At 63.4% G+C, this 22352-nt stretch carries 19 protein-coding genes; 7 read left to right on the forward strand and 12 right to left on the reverse strand.

Translation table 11 applies throughout. From position 1 onward, the window contains the following. Positions 1-11: 11 nt before the first annotated feature. Complete coding sequence (locus FB597_RS14330; RefSeq protein WP_141915577.1) at positions 12-689, forward strand: sulfate/molybdate ABC transporter ATP-binding protein; 678 nt, start codon at positions 12-14, stop codon at positions 687-689. Positions 690-822: 133 nt separating this feature from the next. On the opposite strand, the gene aceA is transcribed toward FB597_RS14330, so the two are convergent. Together aceA and FB597_RS14340 are read right to left on the reverse strand one after the other, a co-directional pair. Then, the gene (gene aceA, locus FB597_RS14335) at positions 823-2130 is read right to left on the reverse strand and encodes an isocitrate lyase (protein WP_144769912.1); all 1308 of its coding nucleotides are present in this window, start codon (positions 2128-2130) and stop codon (positions 823-825) included. 148 nt (positions 2131-2278) lie between these two features. Continuing rightward, on the reverse strand, positions 2279-2515 hold the full coding sequence (locus FB597_RS14340; RefSeq protein ID WP_222428651.1) for a hypothetical protein: 237 nt from the start codon (positions 2513-2515) through the stop codon (positions 2279-2281). Positions 2516-2555: 40 nt separating this feature from the next. Between FB597_RS14340 and FB597_RS14345 the strand changes: the two genes are divergently transcribed. Together FB597_RS14345 and FB597_RS14350 are read left to right on the forward strand one after the other, a co-directional pair. After that, positions 2556-3086, forward strand: a complete 531-nt coding sequence (locus FB597_RS14345) for a PaaI family thioesterase (RefSeq protein WP_144769914.1) — start codon at positions 2556-2558, stop codon at positions 3084-3086. Between the two features lie 235 nt (positions 3087-3321). Then, positions 3322-5550: an FUSC family membrane protein gene (locus tag FB597_RS14350; protein WP_144769915.1), complete on the forward strand. Its 2229-nt coding sequence runs from the start codon at positions 3322-3324 to the stop codon at positions 5548-5550. Positions 5551-5606: 56 nt separating this feature from the next. On the opposite strand, the gene rraA is transcribed toward FB597_RS14350, so the two are convergent. The 5 genes from rraA to FB597_RS14375 all read right to left on the reverse strand — a co-directional run bounded on the left by rraA (position 5607) and on the right by FB597_RS14375 (position 12357). Continuing rightward, complete coding sequence (gene rraA, locus FB597_RS14355; protein WP_141915588.1) at positions 5607-6098, reverse strand: ribonuclease E activity regulator RraA; 492 nt, start codon at positions 6096-6098, stop codon at positions 5607-5609. Between the two features lie 40 nt (positions 6099-6138). Continuing rightward, entirely contained in the window at positions 6139-7821 is a 1683-nt protein-coding gene (locus FB597_RS14360) for a sensor domain-containing diguanylate cyclase (protein WP_141916054.1), read from the reverse strand. A 387-nt stretch (positions 7822-8208) separates the two neighbouring features. Next, on the reverse strand, positions 8209-10794 hold the full coding sequence (gene clpB / locus FB597_RS14365) for an ATP-dependent chaperone ClpB (RefSeq protein ID WP_141915590.1): 2586 nt from the start codon (positions 10792-10794) through the stop codon (positions 8209-8211). A gap of 123 nt (positions 10795-10917) precedes the next feature. Then, on the reverse strand, positions 10918-11292 hold the full coding sequence (crcB, locus tag FB597_RS14370) for a fluoride efflux transporter CrcB (RefSeq protein WP_141915592.1): 375 nt from the start codon (positions 11290-11292) through the stop codon (positions 10918-10920). Between the two features lie 84 nt (positions 11293-11376). Then, the gene (locus FB597_RS14375; RefSeq protein WP_141915595.1) at positions 11377-12357 is read right to left on the reverse strand and encodes a LysR family transcriptional regulator; all 981 of its coding nucleotides are present in this window, start codon (positions 12355-12357) and stop codon (positions 11377-11379) included. Positions 12358-12580: 223 nt separating this feature from the next. Here FB597_RS14375 and FB597_RS14380 point away from each other — a divergent pair, with 223 nt between their 5' ends. The 4 genes from FB597_RS14380 to FB597_RS14395 all read left to right on the forward strand — a co-directional run bounded on the left by FB597_RS14380 (position 12581) and on the right by FB597_RS14395 (position 17576). Then, positions 12581-14092, forward strand: coding sequence for an efflux transporter outer membrane subunit (locus FB597_RS14380; RefSeq protein ID WP_144769916.1), 1512 nt, complete (start codon positions 12581-12583; stop codon positions 14090-14092). Further along, positions 14089-16317 (forward strand): FUSC family protein, encoded by a 2229-nt coding sequence (locus tag FB597_RS14385; protein WP_141915599.1) that lies wholly within the window; start codon positions 14089-14091, stop codon positions 16315-16317. The genes FB597_RS14380 and FB597_RS14385 overlap by 4 nt, the downstream gene beginning before the upstream one ends. After that, on the forward strand, positions 16307-16507 hold the full coding sequence (locus FB597_RS14390) for a DUF1656 domain-containing protein (protein WP_141915601.1): 201 nt from the start codon (positions 16307-16309) through the stop codon (positions 16505-16507). Before FB597_RS14385 ends, FB597_RS14390 begins: the two co-directional genes overlap by 11 nt. Before the next feature lie 82 nt (positions 16508-16589). Further along, a complete protein-coding gene (locus FB597_RS14395) occupies positions 16590-17576 on the forward strand; it encodes an HlyD family secretion protein (protein ID WP_141915604.1) in 987 nt (328 codons plus the stop codon). 276 nt (positions 17577-17852) lie between these two features. Here FB597_RS14395 and FB597_RS14400 read toward each other — a convergent pair whose 3' ends face one another. From FB597_RS14400 to FB597_RS14420, 5 genes are all read right to left on the reverse strand, one after another. After that, positions 17853-18143 carry a helix-turn-helix transcriptional regulator gene (locus tag FB597_RS14400; RefSeq protein ID WP_141915606.1) on the reverse strand — a complete coding sequence of 97 codons (291 nt, stop codon included), beginning with the start codon at positions 18141-18143 and terminating at the stop codon, positions 17853-17855. Continuing rightward, positions 18143-19432 carry a type II toxin-antitoxin system HipA family toxin gene (locus FB597_RS14405; RefSeq protein WP_144769917.1) on the reverse strand — a complete coding sequence of 430 codons (1290 nt, stop codon included), beginning with the start codon at positions 19430-19432 and terminating at the stop codon, positions 18143-18145. Before FB597_RS14405 ends, FB597_RS14400 begins: the two co-directional genes overlap by 1 nt. 208 nt (positions 19433-19640) lie before the next feature. Further along, entirely contained in the window at positions 19641-20093 is a 453-nt protein-coding gene (gene moaE / locus FB597_RS14410; RefSeq protein WP_144769918.1) for a molybdopterin synthase catalytic subunit MoaE, read from the reverse strand. 111 nt (positions 20094-20204) lie between these two features. Beyond that, entirely contained in the window at positions 20205-21611 is a 1407-nt protein-coding gene (locus FB597_RS14415; protein WP_183405856.1) for a gluconate:H+ symporter, read from the reverse strand. A gap of 107 nt (positions 21612-21718) precedes the next feature. Continuing rightward, positions 21719-22351, reverse strand: a complete 633-nt coding sequence (locus tag FB597_RS14420; RefSeq protein ID WP_141915615.1) for a bifunctional 2-polyprenyl-6-hydroxyphenol methylase/3-demethylubiquinol 3-O-methyltransferase UbiG — start codon at positions 22349-22351, stop codon at positions 21719-21721. Position 22352: the final 1 nt, after the last annotated feature.

Consider the following 22352-nt stretch of genomic DNA (forward strand, 5'->3'; position numbering starts at 1 on the left):
CCCGAGCTGCCGTGAGCGTCGAACTCCAGATCCAGAAGACACTGCGCGCCGGCGACCGCGTGTTCGAACTCGACATCGCCTTCGCCTCCGACAGCGAGCGCATCGTACTGTACGGCCCGTCCGGTTCCGGCAAGAGCCTGACCCTGAAGGCCATGGCCGGGCTCTTGACGCCCGACGCCGGCCACATCCGGCTGGACGGCCGCACGCTGTTCGATGCGCGGCAGCAAATCAACGTGCGCGCGCAGGAGCGCAACGTGGCTTACCTGTTCCAGGATTACGCGCTGTTTCCACACCTGACGGTGGCGCAGAACATCGCCTTCGGCCTGGCGCGCGGCTGCTTCAACCTGCGCCGGCCCGCTGCGCATCCCGCGGTACAACAATGGATTACGGCATTTGAGCTGCAGGCGATCGCCGGCAGCCGTCCGGCGCAGATTTCCGGCGGCCAGCGGCAGCGCGTGGCGCTGGCGCGCGCGCTGGCGTCGGAACCCGACATCCTGCTGCTGGATGAACCCTTCTCCGCGCTGGATCCGTCGTTGCGCGAGCGCATGCGGCGCGAACTGGCCGAACTGCAGCAGCGCCTGGGCGTGCACATGCTGCTGATCACGCATGATCCGGCCGATGTCGAGGCCTTGGGCGACGAAGTGTTCGAAATACGCGACGGGCGCATCCAGGCACAGCGTTCACCCTGACTCCACCATGAAAAAAAACCGCACCCTTTTGAGGTGCGGTTCCAGGATGGGGGGATACCCCGACCGGCTTGCGCTGGAGTCAAGCCGGTTTCACACAGCACAACATACAACCAACTCAAATCTGTTCAGGCGATCAGGCAACCTTCTTTTCGACCTGTTCTTCAAAGAACTGCTCATCCTCGGTCGAACCGTGCAGCGCAGTGGTCGACGACTGGCCCTGCTGGATCGCCTGGGTCACGGCATCGAAGTAGCCGGTGCCGACTTCGCGCTGGTGCTTGACCGCGGTGAAGCCCTTGGCGGCGGCGGCGAATTCGGCTTCCTGCAATTCCACGAAGGCCGACATCTGGTTGCGGGCATAACCATGCGCCAGGTTGAACATCGAGTAGTTCAGCGCATGGAAGCCGGCCAGCGTGATGAACTGGAACTTGTAGCCCATTGCGCCCAGCTCGCGCTGGAACCTGGCGATGGTGGCGTCGTCCAGGTTCTTCTTCCAGTTGAACGACGGCGAGCAGTTGTAGGCCAGCAGCTTGCCCGGGAACTTGGCGTGGATGGCTTCGGCGAAGGTCTTGGCGAACGCCAGGTCGGGCTTGCCGGTTTCACACCAGACCATGTCGGCGTACTCCGCATAGGCCAGGCCGCGCGAGATGGCCTGGTCGATGCCGGGATGGGTCTTGAAGAAACCTTCGACGGTACGCTCGCCCGACAGGAAGGCCTTGTCGTTAGCATCCACGTCGGAGGTCAGCAGGTCGGCCGCTTCGGCATCGGTACGGGCGATCACCAGGGTCCTGGTGCCCATGACGTCGGCCGCCAGGCGTGCGGCGTTGAGCTTCTCGACCGCTTCGCGAGTCGGCACCAGCACCTTGCCGCCCATGTGGCCGCACTTCTTCACGGAAGCCAGCTGGTCTTCGAAGTGCACGCCGGCGGCGCCCGCTTCGATCATCGACTTCATCAGTTCGAAGGCATTGAGCACGCCGCCGAAACCGGCCTCGGCATCAGCCACGATGGGCGCGAAGAAATCGATGTCGTTCTTGCCTTCGGACCACTGGATCTGGTCGGCGCGGGCGAAGGTATTGTTGATGCGCTTGACCACCATCGGCACCGAGTTGGCCGGATACAGCGACTGGTCGGGATACATTTCGCCGGCCAGGTTGGCATCGCCCGCCACTTGCCAGCCGGACAGGTAGATCGCCTTCAGGCCGGCCTTGACCTGCTGCATGGCCTGGTTGCCGGTCAGGGCGCCCAGCGCGTTGACGAAGGGTTCGTTGTTGACCAGGTGCCACAGCTTGTCGGCACCGCGCTTGGCCAGCGAATGCTCGATCTGCACCGAGCCGCGCAGGCGGACCACGTCCTCGGCCGTATAGTTGCGCTTGATGCCCTTCCAGCGGGGATTTTCTGCCCAATCCTTTTCCAGTGCCTGGATTTGCTGTTCACGTGTGCTCATGGTGATCTCCTTTTTCGTCAATGTTGAAGTGTTTAAAAATCGGATGAAATCGCGAATTCCATGACTTCATAGTAGTCCCGCCATGTGCAGAGCAACAATGTCTTGTATAAGACATAGGTAATTTTTTTATACCAATAAAATCAAATACTTATTTTTTGTTTTTTGCGATACGGAACGAAATTTCTGGAAATGAAAAATCATTTTGATGCTCCGCACCCGCGCTTTTCACAATACGAAATGAAAAATTCTCATCGTGAAATATGGCCGCCTTGTACAGGTTTTTCCGTTGCGGCACAGGCGATCCATTGAGGATTAAGACGATCGTTCGAAATTTTTTGACGTTCATCCCCACCTCTTGCATAATAAAAGTCACTTGCCCAGACAAGACCTTCCATATACATCGAGGGCGCCAGCCCGGAGGAAACATGACGACCAAAGAAGAGACGCTTGCGCTGTGGCGCAAACAGGAAGAGGCAGTGCGCGCCAAGCTGGCGCCGCCCGGCGTGGCCACCATGGCCGACCTCAAGGCCGGCAGCGGCATGGATTTCCTGCAGAAGATCTGGGACGGCTTGCTGCCCTCGGTGCCCATCGGCCAGACCATGGATTTCATCCCGGTGGAAGGCGAACCGGGCCGCATCGTATTCCAGGGCACGCCCGACAAGCGCCACTACAACCCGCTGGGCAGCGTGCATGGCGGCTATTTCTGCACCCTGCTGGATTCGGCCGTCGGCTGCGCGGTGCATTCGGTGCTGCCGCAAGGCATGGGCTACACCACGCTCGAACTGAAAGTGAACCTGGTGCGGGCGCTGACCGAGAAGACCGGCCCGGTGCGCGCCGAAGGCCGCGTGGTGCAAGTCGGCAAGCAGGTCGGCCTCGCCGAGGGGCGCATCATCGATGCCGAAGGCCGCCTGTATGCCCACGCGACCACGACCTGCCTGGTCTTTCCCCTGCCCTGAAGCGCCGGAAGTGAAAAAACTTCACGCAGTATTCCCCCTCCCGATCTTCCGCGTACCGAAAGCGCCGGGGTAATAGCCCGCGCCTGCGCTCCGGAGCGCGCCGACCGGGCCGGCCGTCTTTCGTTCCACCAATTTCTTTTTGCGGCAACGCCACCGCTCGGTTGTTTAATCGACGAAGAAGGCACAAAATGAACGCCTACTAAAATTGAACGGCGATCCAACGTCGATAGTCTTCATGCATTACGCCCTGGACATCCGCACATTTCTATTCAGTCATTATTTCTATACTGGGGTGCGAATCGCGATCGGGGTGGTCGGCCTCACCATGCTGGTGTACAACGTGGCCGACATGCCGACCACCATGACGGTCTTCCTCGGCGCCCTGTGCACCAGCCTGATGGACCTGCCCAGCCCCTTGCGGCACAAGTTCAACGAGATGCTGGCCGGCGTGCTGCTGTGCACGCTGGTGATGTTGCTCATCAGCCTGTGCGCGCCGGTGCCCTGGCTGGTCGGCGCGATGATGGTGGTGGTCAGCTTCTTCGCCAGCATGATGGTGGTCTATGGCAAGAAGACCATGCCGCTGCAGTTCGCCGCGCTGATGGTGATGACGCTGTCGATGGAAAACCAGGTGCCGATCTCGGCCGCGCTGGCGAACTGCGTGCTGTTTCTGGGCGGCGGCCTCGGCTACCTGGCCTATTCGATGATGGTGTCATGGTTCCTGCGCCGCCGCATCAAGCAGCAGGTACTGGCCGAAGCCCTGTTCGAACTGGCGCGCTACCTGCGCATCAAGGCCGATTTCTACGATGTGCGGCACGACCTCGCCGCCCAGTTCAACCAGCTGGTGCGCCAGCAGATCGTGGTGGCCGACAAGCAGCAAGCCTCTCGCGACCTGATCCTGCGCGACCTCTATACCAAGCAGGACGGCCTGCTGGTGCAAGTGCACCTGTCGATGCTGGAGCTCTATGAGCAGGTATTGTCCACCCACGCCGACTACGCCTTCCTGCGCGACCACTTCGGCGACAAGGATGTGATGATCTTCCTGCGCGACCTGGCCAACAAGACCGCCGAAGACATCGAATCGATCGCCTACGCCATCACCCGCAAGAAAGCCTCCTCCCCCACCGTCAACTACAAGGCCGAGCTGCGCGCCATCCAGTACGAGATGCAGCAGATGGCCCAACCGGGGCCGAACCGGGCCTCCGAAGAAGCCCTGACCATCCTGCGCGTGACCTACAACAAGATCCGCGACATCATCGAACTGATCGGCCAGCTGCACCAGGCCACGCAGAACCCGGTCGACCCCATCCCGATCCTGCCCGGTTCGGACATGACGCCGTTCCTGACCCAGCAGAAGTTCAAGTTCAACATGCTGCTGGTCAACCTGCGCTGGCAGTCGCCGATCTTCCGCTTCGCCATCCGCGTCGCGCTGGCGGTGACCACCGGCCTGTGGATCTCCAGCCACCTGCCCTACATGGCGCACGGCTACTGGATCGTGCTGACCATCGTCATCATCCTCAAACCCAATTTCAGCGCCACCAAGCAACGCATGGCCGACCGCCTGATCGGCACCATCATCGGCTGCCTGATCACGGCGCTGATCCTGCGCTTCGTCCATAACCCGATGGGCCTGATGGCGGTGCTGTTCGCCGCCAGCGTCGCCGCGCCCGCGTTCACCTACGTGAAATACCGCTACACCGCCATCGCCGCCTCGGTGCAGATCCTGATGCTGCTCAACCTGCTGCTGCCGGCCGGCCACCAGGGCGTGGTCAGCGAGCGCCTGATCGACACCGTGATCGGGGTGGTGATCGCCACTATCTTCAGCTACGTGCTGCCGGCCTGGGAATACCGCGACCTGCCCAAGCTGCTGCGCAACGTATTGAAGGCCAGCCAGCGTTATCTCACCGCCAGCCGCGACATGCTGGAAGGCAAGGTCAAGGACGATTTTTTCTATCGGGTATGCCGCAAGGGCTTCATGGATAGCCTGGCGGCGCTGATCTCGGCGCTGGTGCGTATGATGGATGAGCCGGTGACCAAGCACCGCGCGGTCAAGGAGCTCAACCGCTTCATCGTGCAAAACTACCTGGTGGCGGCGCACATTGCCGCCCTGCGCCTGATGTTACGGCGCCATCAGGAAAATACCCCGCAAGGCGCGGTCAACCAGTTGATCGAAAGCACTTACCTGGAAGCCAGCCAGCAATTGGCGGAGGCTCAGCGCATCCTGGCGCCGAAGTCGAAGAAACGCAGCGGCGCGGTGACCGTCTCGCCGCAAGCGCCGCAAGACAAGGCGCTATCGGCCAAGATCGAACTGATCGGGCCTGTCACCCCGGAACCGGTGCCGGCCGACGCCAGCGCGTGGTCTGGCTGGAATACCTTGCAGCGCCGCACCAGCCTGCTCAATCAGGATTTGCGCGAAATCGTCGTCCAGACCGCCGCCATCGACCATATCCTGCGCCAGCAGAACTGAACCCTTGCGCCGCATCCGGCAGGCCGCTGCCGCCGGCCGCCGATGCCATGCCCGCGTCACAGTTGGGTGCGCGACACCAGTACGCCATCCACGTCCGCATAAATCCAGTCGCCCGGATACACCGCCACGCCGGCGATGCTGACCTTGAGGCCGGCGTCGCCTGCCCCTTTGCGGAAGCTGCGTTGCGGATGCGTGGCCAGCGCCCGGATGCCGATATCGCAGGCGTTGAGCTCGGCGGCGTCGCGCACGCAACCATTGACCAGGATGCCGGCCCAGCCGTTCTTCTGCGCCAGCATGCCGAGGTTGCCGCCCACCAGCGCGCAGCGCAAGCTGCCGCCGCCATCCACCACCAGGACATGGCCATCCCCCGGCGTTTCCAGCGCGGCGCGCACCAGCACGTTGTCTTCGAACACCTTGAGCGTCCTGGCCGGGCCGGCAAAGGCATGTTGCTTGCCGAACGAAGCGAAGATGGGCGGCAGCACATGCAAGGCGCCAGCCGCCAGCTTGTCTTCATTGTTATCGCACAGGTCGCAGGTGGCAAAGCTCATGGTGGTCTCCGTGATGGTGTGTGTTACGGGCAATACGGCATCATACCGACAGCATGCGATGCAGGCGCTTCTGGTCGAACATGCGCGAGTCGGCCATGCGCAGCAGAGTTTCCACATCCAGGCCGTCTTCGGGATACAACGACACGCCCACCGATGCGTCCACCGTGTACTGGTTGCCGTCCCGCCCTTCGATGGGGCGGTTGACGGCATGGCGGATCTTGTCGGCAATCGTGCGCGCCACCTCGATCTCGCTGACGCCGTGCAAATACACCACGAACTCGTCGCCGCCAAAACGGGCCACCGAGTCGTCATGGCGCAAGGCATGCTGCAGGCGCTCGGCGATCACGACCAGCACCTTGTCGCCCTCGTCGTGGCCATATTCGTCATTGACCGCCTTGAAGCGGTCGAGGTCGATGAACAGCATCGCAAAATGCAGCGGATTGGCCTCCGACGAATTACGGCGGCGGAACTCGATCTGCGCGATCAGCGAGTCGCGGTTGAGCACGTTGGTGAGGCGGTCGGTGCGCAGGTTGCGCTCCATTTCCTGGAAACTGAGCGCCAGTTGCCCGATCTCGTCGTCGCGATTGATGTTAAGAGGGGGGAACGGGCTGCCGTTGCCGATGCTCTTGGCCGCCAGCGTCAGTTTGCGGATGTCGCGCAACACCCAGCGCAACAACGCGAAGCCGATCACGAAAGTCAGGCACACCGCCACCAGTCCCAACAGCAGGGTCTGATAGACGCCGCCGGTCACCGAACCGAGGAAATCCGAACGCGGCGCAGCGCTGATGGCCAACCAGTCCAGGCCGGCATCGTCGTGATGCAAGCGGACGGCTACCTCGATCTTGCTGCCCTGGCTGTGCGCGCCCAGAAACACCAGTTGACCCGGCACGAGGCGATGCACCTCCATGTACTTCCGTACCTCATCGAAAGCCTGCTGCACCAGCGGCGACTGGCTTTGCCGGGCGTTCAGGCGCACCATCTCGCCGGCGTTGCCCTTGATCTCGTGCAGCGTTTCGTTGAGGGAAGTGGCGACCATGTCGCCTTTAAGCTCGGCGACGAAAGCCACGCCATTGGCGCTCAAGGGCAACTGCTGCAAAAAGGTGGTGAGCTGGCTCAAGCCGATGCTGCTGTTGGCCACGCCCAGGAAAGTGCCGTCGGTATCGAAAACCGGCTTGGAGAGATTGATGCCCAAAAACTTCTCGCGGAAATCGGCATACACCGAAGACCAGGTCTCGCGTCCGCGCGCCACCGTCTGGATGTACCAGGGCCGCTTGCGCGGCTCGTAATCCTGCACCGCGGCCAGCTTCATCTCGGTGCCGGGACCGCGCAGGTAATAGACGTAATCCTTCCCTTCCGGCTCGCGGATGCTGTACCTGAACACGCTGGCGCTTTCCTGCTTGATGCCGAGGAAGCTGCCGTCGACGCCGCCGAAATAAACGTAGCTGGGATCGCTGAACAGGAAATTGGCCAGCCACAGCCGTTCTTCCAGCTGCTTGCGGTCTTTCGGAAATGGCAATACGGCCGGCTGGTCGCCGGGGTTGACGGGCGGCACCGGCGGCGGCGCCACCATATTGAGGCTCTCGCGCGCGCTCAGGGTCTGGCGGTCGATGGCCTGGCCGACGCGTCCCATCACCTCCATCAGCGCATTGCGCGCGAGGACTTCGGTGGCATCGTTCCCGGCGCGATACAGGAACCAGCCTATCGTCAGCGCCAGGCAAACCATCAGGAAGATGAACGGCAAGATGAAAAGCCGCTGCAAAGACGATTGCCTCAGGATCGATCCCTTCGCGGACTCTGGCCGCCAATTATCTTTCGCATAATTCCCCCGCTGGTACGCATTGCCAACTGCTGTGGCCGGCATTGCGGCGCACTGCACCAGTTCTTTCGATTGAGCAACCATTGTATGCCAAAAGCCCGGCAACAGGCATTGCCGAATGGATGCATTGCGTATCCGGCCGGGGTTTCCCCGGAAACAACAGCAAGAATGGCGGCGGCGCCCCTCCAAAAAACCACGAAAAAAGCCGATTGCGCCCCAAAGCGCAATCGGCTTCCAACCGGACCGGCACGGCGGCGCAAAACGCTGCCGCCGCGCCTCGCCCCGCTTGCGGAATTACTTGGCGAACACCAGTTGGCCGTTGCGCGCGTCCACGTGCACCACGTCCTTCGGGCCGAACTTGCCGGCCAGGATTTCCCTGGACAGCGGGTTTTCGATCTCCTGCTGGATCGCCCGCTTCAGCGGCCGCGCGCCATACACCGGATCGAACCCGGCCTCGGCGATCTTCTGCAGGCCGGCATCGCTGATCTGCAAGCCGATCTCCAGCTTGGCCAGGCGCTCTTCCAGGATGCGCAACTGGATCTTGGCGATGGCGCCGATGTTCTTCTCGTCGAGCGCATGGAACACCACGATCTCGTCCACCCGGTTGATGAACTCCGGACGGAAGTGCGTGCGCACCTCGGCCATCACCGCCAGCTTCACCAGCGCCGGGTCGCTCTCTTCCATCGATTGGATCCGGTGCGAACCCAGGTTCGAGGTCATCACGATCACCGTGTTCTTGAAGTCCACGGTACGGCCCTGGCCATCGGTCATGCGGCCGTCGTCCAGCACCTGCAGCAGCACGTTGAAGACGTCCGGATGGGCCTTCTCGATCTCGTCGAGCAAGATCACGCTGTACGGTTTGCGGCGCACGGCCTCGGTCAGGTAGCCGCCTTCCTCGTAACCCACGTAGCCCGGCGGCGCGCCGATCAGGCGGGCCACCGAATGCTTCTCCATGAACTCGCTCATGTCGATGCGGATCATCGCCTCTTCGGTGTCGAACAGGTAAGACGCCAGCGCCTTGCACAGCTCGGTCTTGCCCACGCCGGTGGGGCCCAGGAACATGAACGAACCATACGGCTTGCCGGGGTCGCCCAGGCCGGCGCGCGAACGGCGGATGGCATCGGACACGGCCACGATCGCCTCGTCCTGGCCCACCACGCGCTCATGCAGCACGTCTTCCATGTGCAGCAGTTTCTCGCGCTCGCCTTGCATCATGCGCGACACCGGGATGCCGGTGGCGCGCGCCACGATCTCGGCGATTTCCTCGGCGCCCACTTGCGTACGCACCAGCTTCGGCTTTTCGGCCGCGACGCCCGCGGCATCCTTCTTGTTCTGCACTTCCAGCGCCGCTTCCAGTTCGGCCAGCTTGCCGTACTTCAGCTCGGACACCCGCTGCCAGTCGCTCTTGCGGGTGGCCTCTTCCATCTGCAGGCGAACCTTCTCGATCTCTTCCTTGAGTTGCTGGCCGCCCTGGGCGGTCGACTTCTCGGCCTTCCAGGTCTCTTCCAGGTCGGCGTACTCGCGCTCCAGCTTTTCGATCTCTTCCTCGATCAGTTGCAGGCGCTTCTGCGAAGCCTCGTCCTTCTCGCGCTTGACCGCTTCGCGCTCGATCTTCAACTGGATCAGGCGGCGGTCGAGCTTGTCCATGACTTCCGGCTTGGAGTCGATCTCGATCTTGATCTTGGCGGCGGCTTCGTCGATCAGGTCGATCGCCTTGTCCGGCAGGAAACGGTCGGTGATGTAGCGGTGCGACAATTCGGCCGCGGCCACGATAGCCGGGTCGGTGATGTCCACGCCGTGGTGCACCTCGTACTTTTCCTGCAGGCCGCGCAGGATGGCGATGGTCGCCTCCACGCTCGGCTCGTCGACCAGTATCTTCTGGAAGCGGCGCTCCAGCGCGGCATCCTTCTCGATGTACTGGCGGTATTCGTCCAGCGTGGTGGCGCCCACGCAATGCAGCTCGCCGCGCGCCAATGCCGGCTTCAACATGTTGCCGGCATCCATCGCGCCTTCGGCCTTGCCGGCGCCGACCATGGTGTGCAGCTCGTCGATGAAGACGATGGTCTGGCCTTCGTCCTGGGCGATCTCTTTCAGGACCGCTTTCAAGCGTTCCTCGAATTCGCCGCGGTACTTGGCGCCGGCCAGCAGCGCCGCCATGTCCAGCGACAGCACGCGCTTGGACTTCAGGCTGTCCGGCACTTCGCCGTTGACGATACGTTGCGCCAGGCCTTCGACGATGGCGGTCTTGCCCACGCCCGGCTCGCCGATCAGCACCGGGTTGTTCTTGCTGCGCCGCTGCAGCACCTGGATGGCGCGGCGGATCTCGTCGTCGCGGCCGATCACCGGGTCGAGCTTGCCGGCGCGGGCGCGCTCGGTCAGGTCCAGCGTGTATTTCTTCAACGCTTCGCGCTGGCCCTCGTCCTGCTGCGACGACACCGAAGCGCCGCCGCGCACGGCCTTGATGGCGGCTTCCAGCGACTTGCGGGTGAGGCCGTTCTCGCGCGCGGCGCGGCCGGCATCGGACTTGTCGTCCACCAGGCCGAGCAGCACCATTTCGCTGGCGACGAACTGGTCGCCATGCTTTTGCGCTTCCTTGTCGGCCAGGTTCAGCAAGGCCACCAGTTCGCGGCCGATCTGCACTTCGCCGCCGTTGCCCGAGACTTGCGGCAGGCGCTGCAAGGCGCCCTGCAAGGCGGCGGACAGGCCGTTCACGTTCACGCCCGCGCGCTGCAACAGCGAGCGCGCGCCGCCGTCGTCCTGGCTCAGCAGGGCGATGACGAGGTGCACCGGTTCAATGTATTGGTTATCGTGGCCGACCGCCTGGGATTGCGCGTCGGCCAGCGCTTCCTGCAATTTTGTGGTGAGTTTGTCGAGACGCATGGTTCGCTCCAATTTTTCAATGTAATGAAAATTGGGCCGGACATTTGATTTTCAAGCAAAGTGCCCGGCACGGAAATTTGATTTGCATCATGCCCGCCACACCCGATGCCCTCCCGTCGCGCGTTATCCGGCCAACGCGCGATAAGTTGCAAAGCCGGCAACGCACAACGCGATGGAGCCGAGCAAGTGCAGCGCCGAATGGCCGATGGCCCAGAGATAGTCGCCCCGCTGCAGCAGGATCATGGCCTCTGCCGAGAACGTCGAAAAGGTGGTCAGGCCGCCGAGGAAGCCCGTAATGGCGAACAGGCGCCATTCCGGCGACAGGCCGGGATGCTGCTCGAAACAGGCGACCAAAAAGCCGATCGCATAACCGCCGATCCAGTTGACCGCCAGCGTGCCGATCGGCACCAGATGGCCGCCCACGTTATACACCGCCGAGAGCCGCCAGCGCAGCCATGCCCCCAATGTCGCTCCCGCGCCTACCGCCAACCATCCCATGCTGCCTCCTTGTCTTGTCCGTCGCTGCGATGATGCCAGAAACTGCAATCGTCCCGGCCATTCCATCCCTGTCCTCCGCCCCTCTCAGGGGGTATGTTCCCGGGCGGTAGCGATCCCCTGCATTTCTTCACGCAGCGAACCGATGCGCTCGAGCGCCTGATGGTCTTCCTGCAAGGCCTTGTCCACGCTCTCGTGCATCCAGTCGACCCAGGTACTGATCTTGGCATCGAGGTACTGGCGCGACGGGTACAACGCATAGACGCCCATGTGCTGCATGCGATGCTGCGGCAGCACGCGCACGATGGTGCCGGCGCGCAGCGGATCCACCGCCGAATAGATCGGCAGCACGCCGATGCCCATGCCTTCGCGGACGCTTGCCAGCATGGCCTCGGCCACGTTGACCTGGAACTTGCTCTTGACGGCGATCATGTCCTGGCCTTCCGGCCCTTCGATGATCCACTCATCCAGCGGCGAGACCGGGCTGACCAGTTGCAGGCAGGTGTAATTCAGCAGATCGGCCGGCTTTTGCGGCATGCCATGCTTGTCGATATAGGCAGGCGAGGCGCACAACATGCTGAAGGTGCTGCCCAACTGGCGGAAAATCAGGCCCGAATCCGGCAACTCGCGCGCCAGCACCAGCGAGACGTCATAGCCCTCTTCCAGCATGTCGGGAATGCGCTGGGCCAGGGTCAGCTCCACCGCCACGTCGGGATAGCGCTTCTGGTAGCCGGAAATGGCCGGGATCACATAACGCTGGCCGAAACTGGTCATCGCATGGATGCGCAAACGCCCGGACGGCTTCACATAGGCGGCGCCGGCCTCGGCTTCGGCTTCCTCGACATAGGAGATGATCTGCTGGCAACGCAGCAGATAGCGCTCCCCGGCCTCGGTCAAGGCAATGCGGCGGGTAGTGCGGTTCAGCAGGCGGGTGCGCAGGTGCCGCTCCAGGTCTGCCACGGCGCGCGACACATGGGCAGTGGTCAACTCCATTTGCTGGGCCGCAGCGGTAAAACTGCCGGCATCGACCACGCGCACGAACACGCGCATGTTTTGCAGGGTATCCATACTCTTTCTCTATGCTGTGGCCAGTTCTCGGATAAGCTCATCGGAGTCGTCCACTCAGCAAACTCGCTTTTCCGGACTGGCGGATGACAGCATTGTTACCTAAAACAGTTAGTCAATTATTTCAATTTATAAGACAAATAATTGCGAATTGTCGAATTTTTCCCAAGATAATTACAAAATATAATACATATCATCTGATATTTGCATATTTTGGGGTAATTTCATGCGCCGCCTCTTCCACCATCATTTGCCTGCCCTGACCGTCATTGCGCTAGCGTTGACAATCGCCGGCTGCGCCGACCAGGGAGGCATCAGGCCGCAAGCGCAAGTCCGCGACACCGCCACCTTCGACGCCGGACAGGCCATCGGCCAGGCCGGCGCCGAAGCCGGCTGGCCGCAACGCGCATGGTGGCAGGCCTATAACGACCCGCAACTCGACGCCCTGGTGCAAAAAGCCGTCGCCGGCAACCCCAGCATGGCCATTGCCGCGGCCCGCGTACGCCAGGCACAGTCGATGGCGATGGTAGCGCATGCCGGCGAATTGCCCAGCGCGCAACTGGATGCCGCCATCGGCCGCAAGGACTGGTCCGACAACGTCTATTACGGCGCCAGCTTCCGCGACAAGCTGACCTGGAACAACACCGCCACCCTGGGCCTGACCTACAACGTCGACCTGTGGGATCGCAACAAGAACGCCACCGAGCGCGCCCAGGATGAACTGCACGCGGTCGCCGCCGATGCCCGCGCCGCCCAGCTCGACCTGGAAAGCAACGTGGTGCGCACCTATGTCCAGTTGGCGCTGCAATACGGCTTGCTGGACAACACCGAAGCCATGCTCAAGGAAGAACAGAAGATCCTCGACCTGGCGCATCGCCGCTTCACCGGCGGCATCGGCACCCAACTGGAAATCACCCAGGCCGAATCCCCGCTGCCGGAAACCCGCCGCCAGATCGAAGCCTTGCATGAGAGCATTGCGCTGGTGCGCAACCAGCTGGCCGCCCTGCTGGGCGAAGGCCCGGGCGCCGGCGACCGCATCGCCCGGCCGGTGCTGGCGCTGCACACGGCCATCGGCCTGCCCAGCGCGCTGCCGGCAGAACTGGTCGGCCGCCGTCCCGACATCAGCGCCGCGCGCTGGCGCGTGGAAGCCGCGGCCCGCGGCATCGCGGTGGCCAAGGCCGCCTTCTACCCCAACCTCAACCTGTTGGCCGGCATCGGCCCGGCCGCTGCCGGCGGCGGCATGCTGTCTTTCCTCAGCATGAAAAACTGGCAAACCACCTACGGGCCGGCGATCTCGCTGCCGATCTTCGAAGGCGGCCGCCTGCGCGGCCAACTGGGCGCCACCACCGCCGGCTACGACATCGAAGTCGAGCATTACAACGCCCTGCTGTCGCAGGCCTTGAAGTCGATCTCCGACCAGGTCGTGACGCTGCAATCGGTGGCCCGCCAGCAACAGCAGGCGGGCGAATCGGTCGCCGCCGCGCAAAAGAATGTCGACATCGCCACCCGCGCCTACCAGCGCGGCCTGACCGATTACCTCAACGTGCTGCAAGCGCAGACCCAATGGCTGCGCCAGCAACAGATCGTGCAACAGTTGCAGGCCCGGCACCTGGCCGCCTATGCCGCGCTGACCGCAGCCCTGGGCGGCGGCCTGGAACCGGCGGCCGCGCCTGGAACTGAAACCGAAGCCGCTGCCGGGATCGCCAGCAGCCGCACCCTCAAGGCCGCCGCAAAATGAACCAGCCCGCCAACGCGGCCGCAGCCGCAACACCACGCCCGTCCTTCAGGGCGCAACTGCGCGAAGCCGCCAGCGACTGGTGGCACAACGAGCGGCCGACCTGGATCTACGTCTTCAAGATGGTGTTCGCCGGCCTGCTGGCGCTGGGCATCGGCTATGGGCTCGACCTCGAATCGCCGCGCTCGGCGCTGATCACGGTGTTCATCGTGATGCAGCCGCAAAGCGGCATGATCCTGGCCAAGAGCTTCTACCGCGTGATCGGCACCCTGGTCGGCTCGGTCGCCGTGGTGGTGCTCGTGGGCCTGTTCGCGCAGACGCCTGAGCTGTTCCTGATCGCCTCCGCCTTATGGATCGGCCTGTGCACCGTGGGCTCGGCGCACAATCGCAATTTCCGCTCCTACGGCTTTGTGCTGTCGGGCTATACGGTGGCCCTGATCGGCCTGCCGGCCGCGCTCAATCCCGGCATCACTTTCGATTCGGTCATGACCCGCGTCACCGAAATTACCGTGGGCATCGTGTGCGCCGGCCTGGTCAGCGCGCTGGTGTTTCCGCAAGCCAGCGCCCCGGGGCTAGTGCGCATCATCCGCGGCCGCTTCACCGCCTTCGTCGACCTGATCGGCGCCACCCTGGGCGGCACCAGCGAGCGCAAGCAGTTGGAAGCCGCCAATGCCCGCTTCGTGGGCGACATCATCGGACTGGAAGCGCTGCGCAGCTCGGCCATCTTCGAAGATCCCGAAATCCGCCTGCGCAGCGGCCGCCTCACGCGCATGAACAGCGAGTTCATGGCGCTGTCGACCCGCGTGCATGCGCTGCACCAGTTGATGAACCGCTTGCATGCCAATACCGCCCCCAGCGCGCAAGTCGTCATCGACGCCATTTCCCCCTATTTCAAGGAGGTGCAGCCGCTGCTGACCCGCACCGGCGGCGAACCGGTGATGAGCGCGGTGGACGCCGCCGACGCCGCACTGAAGCTGGAAACCTACAAGCGCGAACTGCCGCGCCGCGTGCGCGCCACCCGCAATGCGCTGCAAATCGACAGCGATAGCACCATGCTGGACTTCGACACCGCTTCGGAACTGCTGTACCGCGTCATCGAAGAACTGCACGCCTACACCCTGACCTATGCGTCGCTCAACCCGCGCCGCCATGAGCGCGAGCAATGGGAGCATGCCTACGCCTCCAAGACCAGCATGACCACCGCGCTGATCGCCGGCGCCCGCGCCGCCGTCACGCTGCTGCTGCTGTCGGCCTTCTGGCTCGCCAGCGGCTGGCCCAGCGGCGACGTGGCCGCGCTCAATGCCGCCGCCTTCTGCGCCATCACCTCGGCCGCGCCCGACCCGGCCAAGGCCACGCGCACGGTCACCATCGGCGTGGTGTTCGCGGCCATTGCCGGCTACGTCTATACCTTCCACCTGCTGCCGCGCGCCGACGGCTACTGGATGCTGGCGGCGATGCTCACCCCCGTGCTGATGCTGGCCGTGTGGCTGACCACCAAACCGAAATGGGCCGGCTATGGCCTGGGGATCTGCATTTTCTTCCCCTTCCTCGCGGTGCCGGACAATTTCGCGCGCTTCAACGCCGCCGGCTATCTCAACGAATCGGTCGCCTTGCTGGTGTCGCTCATCGTCACCGCCGTCTCCTTCATGCTGCTGCTGCCGCCGACCACCGACTGGACCGTGCGCGTGCTGGAAAAACAGCTGCGCAAGCAAGTCGTGGATGCCTGTTTCGGCAAGCTCGGCCACCTGGCGCTGAAATTCGAAAGCGGCACCCGCGACCTGATGCACCAGATCACCATGCTCACCAGCAGCCGCCCGGCGCTGCGCCAGAATGCATTCGGCTGGATGTTCGCCACGCTGGAAGTGGGCCACGCCATCATCGAGCTGCGCACCGAACTCAACGGCATCCGCACCGAGCGCCCCGACCTGCTGTCGGCCCAGGCCTATGCCGCGCTGAACCGCCTGCGCGAAACCATCCCGGCGCTGTTCGGCAGCCCCGACCCCGATACCTTCGCCAACGCCCTGGCCGCCAACGACCACGCCATCGCCCAGGTCCAGCAAGCCATCGGCCCGCACTACCGCGAACGCAGCGAACGCCACCGCCTGCAGCGTACGCTGAGCTACCTGCATTTCATCCGCACCGCCCTGCTGGACCAGCAATCGCCGCTGCACACCATGCGCGACGGCGCGGCCAACACCTCGCATTCCGGAGCCCGCCATGCCACGTGAGATTTCCTTTTTCGACGCCTACATCCCCACGCTGTTGCTGCTGGCGATTGCGGCCGGCGCCGTGGCCTTCGTGGTCGACCGCATCCTGGTACGCATCGGCCTGTACAACCTGGTCTGGCATCCGGCGCTGTTCCGCGTGAGCATGTTCGTCTGCTTCGCCGCGTTGATGGGGCTATACGTGTATGCCTAGCTGCGTATCCAACGCCTGCCGCGCCAATCAATAACAAACACGCAATACGAAAAGATAAAGAAACATTCAGGAGTAGTTCATCATGTCGGTCAAATCGATTTTTCGCCTCGCCATCACCCTGCTGATTTTCCTGCTGGCCATCTTCCTCGCCTGGACGCTATGGCAGCATTACATGGTCTCGCCGTGGACCCGCGACGGCCGCGTGCGCGCCGATGTGGTCAACATCGCGCCGGACGTCTCCGGCCAGGTGGTCGGGCTGCCGGTGCGCGACAACCAGCTGGTCAAGAAAGGCGACCTGCTGATGGAAATCGACCCGGCGCGCTACCAGTTGGCGCTCCAGCAGGCCGATGCCGCCGTGGCCGCGCGCAAGTCCGACCTCGACGTGCGCCGCGCCGATGTCGACGCGCGCCGCGCCGAGCTGAACATGCGCCGCGCCCAGGCCCGCCGCCGCGCCGACATGGATGCGCTGGTAGTCTCGCGCGAGGCGCGCGAAGACGCCGGCACCCAGGTCGCCGCATCCGAAGCCCAGTTCCAGGCCGCGCAAGCGCAATTCCAGTCGGCCCAGGCGCAGTACCAGGCGGCCATCGCCCAGCGCGACACCGCCAGGCTGAACCTGGAACGCACCAAGGTGTTCTCGCCGGTAGACGGCTACATCACCAACCTGAACGTGCGCCGCGGCGACTATGCCACCGCCGGCGCGGCCAAGATCGCGGTGATCGACAGCCATTCCTTCTGGGTCTACGCCTACTTTGAAGAAACCAAGCTGCCGCTGCTGTCGGTGGGCGACAAGGCCAAAATCCAGCTGATCAACGGCGCCACCCTCTCCGGCCACGTCGACAGCATCGCGCGCGGTATCTACGACCGCGACAATCCGCAAAGCCGCGAGCTGATCGCCGACGTCAATCCGACCTTCAACTGGGTGCGCCTGGCCCAGCGCATTCCGGTGCGCATCCATCTGGACGAAGTGCCGAAAGACGTGCTGCTGGCTTCCGGCCTGACTTGCACCGTGGTGCTGGAACCGGGTAGCGGCAAGCAGCAGGAACAGGCTGCGCCAGCGCCCAAGAGCTGAGTTCCGGCATGTCCGGGCAATAAAAAGCGGGCGGATGATTTCTCATCCGCCCGCTTCTTTCGTACGCCCGGCATCGCAGGCATCCCCCTTCAAGCGTAATGCTGTTCAGTTAAGCCTTCCATCTGCAAATCGTCATCCCGGCGAAGGCCGGGATCCAGTGTCTTTCGTTGTGCCTCAATGGCCGTTGAATGACGAATGACGAATGACGCGACGCTGGACCCTGACCTTCGTCAGGGCGACGGGGAAATTTCGGCTTAACTGAACGGCATTACCCCTTCAAGCGGAACGTTTTTGACTCACCGCCCCGACCGTCAAGCCCATCGGTTTAAGCAGCTTTTCCGCCGTAGCCAATGTGGGGCTGGACTCGCCTCTTTCGATATCTTGCAAGGTACGTGCCGATACGCCGCACAAGCGGGCATATTCGGCAATCGTCAGCCGCAGCGCAGCGCGGATCTTGCGGATGACGGCCGGCACCGGCAGCGTCGGGTCGGCCGCCAACTCATCGGCCAATGCCTTGCGCTCGGCCAACTGCTCGACCGGCGTCAGCGGTTTGAATCGCTTGTCCATTACAACGCCTCCAATTGCAGCACGACCTGGTTGATGGTCGCCGCCAGCGGAGTCAAAAATTTTTCCTCAATACCGAGGGCGCGGGCATCATCGAGCAAACTTGCCAGCGGCGCCGCCATCGGCCGCACACGCTGCACCAGCAGATCGCGGTCAAGCTGCGCGGCTTGTGCCGCTTGATCAATCGCGCTGGCCCATTGCGGCGAACCGCCGTCATCGGCCTCCCAGCGCATGCGCCGGGCGATGCCGTCCGGGTGCAGCCACATCGGGGCGAAGTCGAACAGCGGCGTCAGGCCTATGCTGCCATCGGCCTTGCGCCAGATGGCGGTGTTGCGTGCGTGATTGTCCTTGTTGCGCAAGACGATATTGGCAATGTCGCGCCTGATGTACTCGGCCACCTCGCTCAGCGGATCGGTCGCCACCTGCCCCAGCCGCGTGCACACGGTATTGTGCGAAGGAATGGCGCCGAAGCCGCTGACACCGCATAGCGCAGCGATGCTTTCCTGCGCATGGCGCAGCACTGCTCCAGCAACCACTTCACGGTCGAAGCGCGGAATGAACAATGCCCGCCCACGCAAGACGAGTTCGCCATGTACTTTAAGCCCCAGCCTGCGTGCCAGATGCATATAGGGCGCCTCCAAACGCAAGATGTCGGCCAGGGCCTCATCCTGGCCGCGACCGAACTTGACGATGAAATGCTGCCGTGCCAGCTCGTCGGGTAACGCATGGTCAAGGTAATACAACCCGTCGTCGCCGCGCGTGAGCAGGATCTTCGGCCATTCGCCCTGGACGCCGGACGAGCCGGCGAGGAACAACCCATGCTGCGCCAGGTATTCGTTGAAGTCTTCCGAACGGGAGGCGATCTCATCTGCGGTGAAACCGCGCAACTTGTTGCCACTGCGCGCTTGCACCCACTCATGGGCTTCCAGCACGCGCAGATTGCCGATCGGATTGCCTGCACCGGCGCACAGCAGCGGCCAGTCGGCCGAGGCCTCGGCTCGCCCATCCAAACCCAGTTGCTTGAGCAACTCCCCCCTGCCATGCCCCTGGGGCAACAGGTCGATCAGGAAAGGCGGCCAGGCGTCGCCGCTATGGTCGGTGAAATCCACCGGCAGATTGACCGACAAGGCGGCCGCATCCACCCGCTGCTGATAAGCCATGGCGTGCTCGGTGGTGTAGGCAAGATAAGTCGCGCAGGCCATTCCACGAGCGGGCTCCCCTATCAGCGACAGTGCGGCAGCATCGTGCCAGCGTCCGGCGAGGAAGAGCTGGAGTGTGCAGGAAGTATCCATATACACATCATAATATCATTAATAAAAATAAATTCTTATTAATAATGATGGTTTAATGTGTAAATATTGTAGATTACTTCCTTCCGAGCACGCGGACAAAAACCAAGCCCGGTCACCGCACCGTGCGCGTCTCGGCCTCTAAATGGAGGATGAGGATAAAGCTTGTGCGCCATCACGGCGGCGCCAATGATGGCGCGTTATCCCGGCGTCAGTTATCCCACTTGCCCAATGCGGCGTCATCGCTTTCGCGCGCGTCGACCCAGCGCGCGCCGTCCGGCGTCTGCTCCTTCTTCCAGAACGGCGCCCGGGTCTTGAGGTAATCCATGATGAATTCACAGGCGGCGAAAGCTTCGCCCCGATGGCACGCAGTCACGGCCACCAGCACGATCTGCTCCAGCGGCTGCATGGGGCCGACGCGATGGATCACCAGCGCATCGAAGATCGGCCAGCGCTCCCTGGCTTGTGCCACGATCTGCTCCAGCGCGCGCCCAGTCATCTCGGGGTAATGTTCCAGCTCCATCCCGGACACTTCCGCGCCCTCATTCAGGTCGCGCACGGTACCGACGAAGCTCACCACCGCGCCGACCTTGGGATTGGCCAGGCGCAGTTGCGCCACTTCGGTGGAAAGATCGAAATCGGCGGTCTGGACGCGAACGGGCATGGCAGCGGAAATAAAGTGAAGTGCAGCGACAGATTCTAACAGCGCCGGCGGGCGCGAAAGCGACGCAAACGACGCGGAGCCCGGCTTGCGCCAGGCCCCGGCCGAACCGGCTTAGACCAGTATGCCCCACAACAGCAACGTCATGCCCAGGCCGATCACCGACACCAGGGTCTGGATCACCGACCAGGTCGCCAGCGTCTGCTTCAGGTTCAGGCCGAAGTATTCCTTGACCATCCAGAAACCGGCGTCATTGACGTGGCAGAAGAATACCGAACCGGCGCCGATGGCCAGCGCCATCAGCGAATTGTGGGTAGCCGAGAGGCCCGCCACCAGCGGCGCCACGATGCCGGCGGTGGCGGTGGTGGCCACCGTGGCCGAGCCGGTCGCCTGGCGCAGCGCCACGGCGATGATCCAGGCCAGCAGGATCAGCGGCACATGGGTGCCGGTTGCGATCTTGGTGATGGTGTCGCTGATGCCAGCGCTCAGCAGCGCCTGCTTCAGGCCGCCGCCGGCGCCGATGGTCAGCAGCAGGCCGGCGATCGGCGGCAGCGCCTTGCGCAAGGTGGCGCCGACATCGAAGCGGCTGGTGCCCTGGCCCCAGCCCAGCACCACCACGGCGAACAGGACCGTGACGGTCAGCGCAATGATGGGCTCACCGAAGAAGTTCAGCATCTCATACAGCCCGGTCTTGGGCGTGACCCAGATGCGCGCCACGGTGCGGCCCAGCATCAGCGCCACCGGCAACAGGATGGTGACCAGCGCCGGCACGAAACCGGGCTGCGATTTCTGCTCGCGCCCGGCGAACAGCTTGCCGATCTGGTCCGGCTCGACCACGTTCAGGCGCGGCGCCAGGAAGTTGCCATACAGGGGGCCGGCGATGATCACCGCCGGTATCGCCACCAGCAAGCCCAGCAACATGGTGGTGCCAAGGTCGGCATGCAGCGCGCTCACCGCGATCAACGGCCCCGGGTGCGGGGGCAACAAGGCGTGCAGCGTGGTCATGCCGGCCAGCGCGGGAATGGCCACGCGCATGATCGGCAGGCCGGAGCGGCGCGCCATCACGAAGATGATCGGCGCCATCATCACCAGGCCCACTTCGAAGAACAGCGGCAAGCCGATCACCAGCGCCACCGCCGCCATCATCCAGGGGATGGTGCGGCCGCGCGCGTAGCGCAGCAAGGTAGTGACGATCTTGTCGGCCGCGCCGGAATCGGCCATCAGCGCGCCCAGCATGGCGCCCAGCGCAATGATGATGCCGGCTTCACCGAGGATGCTGCCGGCGCCCTTGCTGAATGCCTTGGCAATGTCTTCCAGCGGCAGGCCGGCGCCGATGCCGGCCACGAAGGTGCCGATCAGGATGGAGAGAAAGGGAGCGATGCTGAGAAAACTGATCAGCACCACGATGGCGACCAGCGCCAGCAGGGTGACCAGCAACAGCTGGGTATCCTGGGCCGCCCAGGCGGCCAATTGGGTTGATATCACGACGGGTTCCTTCTTCAGGTGTGGATGAATGCGCATCGCTGGACGATGTCTTGTGCATCCCCTCGAACAGGCATGTTTGGCGCATGCCCTGTCTCCTCCCAAAAAACGGATCGTGGCCCGCTTGCAGCGGATCGCCGGTCAGATCAGGTCTTTTGCCAGACGCTGGCCAGCCACGGTTGCTGCTCGCGCGGCAAACCGTCAGGGCGGTAATAATGCCGCAATTCGGCAAATCCTGCAGCCAGCAGGTAGCGGCGCCAGCCCTCCAGGCTATGCCACACGCCATAGCGTTCGCCGCTCCAGCCTTCCTCATCGTCGCCGCGCGGATTGGAACTGAACAAAATGCCCCCTTCCTTCAGCGTTTCGCGCAGTTGCGCCAGCACACGCGGCAGGTCGGCCGATGGCACATGAAACAGCGAAGCATTGGCGAAAATGCCGTCGAAGCGCTGCGCCGGCAAATCGAGCTTCACGAAATCCTGGCACAAGACCTCGCAGCCGGAAGCCTGGCGCGCCATGCACACGAATTCCTCCGTGCCGTCCAGGCCTACCGCTTCATGCCCCAGCTTCGACAAGGTGAGCAAATCGCGCCCCGGGCCGCAACCGAAGTCGAGGATGGAGAACGGCCCATGGCCGGCGATGCCGGGGCGCATCGCCAGCGCATCCAGCAAGGCGCCGATGTTCTGGCTGACGTCGTGCTCCCAGGTGCCTGCGCGAAACCCCTCGGCATTACGGCTGTAATGTTCGAGCGTGCCGGCCGAGGCATCGTCCTTCGCGGGCATG

Source organism: Herbaspirillum sp. SJZ099 (assembly GCF_007828355.1).
Lineage (GTDB): Bacteria > Pseudomonadota > Gammaproteobacteria > Burkholderiales > Burkholderiaceae_D > Herbaspirillum.